This is a genomic window from Oleiphilus sp. HI0061, assembly GCF_001635675.1.
The window spans coordinates 1-825 of sequence record NZ_LWFE01001138.1 but is presented as its reverse complement, the minus strand read 5'-3'; the positions used below and the strand labels follow the sequence as shown (position 1 = coordinate 825).

General features: G+C 46.1%; 1 protein-coding gene. It reads left to right on the top strand.

The genetic code is table 11. From position 1 onward, the window contains the following. Positions 1–306: 306 nt before the first annotated feature. Positions 307–825 (top strand): DEAD/DEAH box helicase (locus A3735_RS16970; protein WP_156499728.1); only part of this gene is annotated, 519 nt, incomplete at its 3' end.

Below are 825 nucleotides of genomic sequence, written 5' to 3'. Positions count from 1 at the left end.
CTATTGAGCGCTTTATTATTAGCGTTATTGGCTTATAGGAAGTTAGCATCTGCTTACTTTAGCATTTAGGAGGTGTTCCATCTAGTTTAGTTGCCAGAATGGCGTTTAATATTTTGGCCTATTGTAATGTAAATCGTGTTGGCCGACTTTGCATGCGACCCACTATATTTGCTAGGCTTCTCGTGAATTCAATCATTAGCAAAAGGAATTTGCGATGCCGATAAATTGGAAAGACCTGCCCGACGTGTCTCCTCATGATGCCCAAAGGGAAGTTAAGAATCACAGCCCCTTTCAGGAGAACGACCTATGAATAAGGACACGGCGCTTCACGCCCTAAAATCTTACTTTGGCTATGATGCCTTTCGCCTCAATCAGGCGGGTGCCATCGAACGTACACTTAAGGGCCAGTCTAGCCTGGTGATTATGCCTACCGGTGGTGGTAAGTCTATTTGTTACCAGCTGCCCGCTGTCATGCTGGACGGTTTGAGTATTGTTGTCTCACCTCTTATCGCACTAATGCAGGATCAAGTCTCAGCACTTCAACTTAGCGGTATTCAAGCTGAGGCGCTAAATAGTGCCTGCAGCAGTGATGAGGAGCAGATGATTCGAACCCGAGCGGAAAGTGGTGCACTTAAGCTTTTATATGTATCACCCGAACGCGCTGTTTCAAGAGGTTTTTTGAATTGGGTGAGTCGTTTGAATATCGTGCAAATTGCCATTGATGAAGCGCACTGTGTTTCAATATGGGGGAATGACTTCCGTCCTGAATATACTCGCCTAACCGAGCTGATACGTTTGTTCTCCAATGTGCCGGTAGCCGCCTTG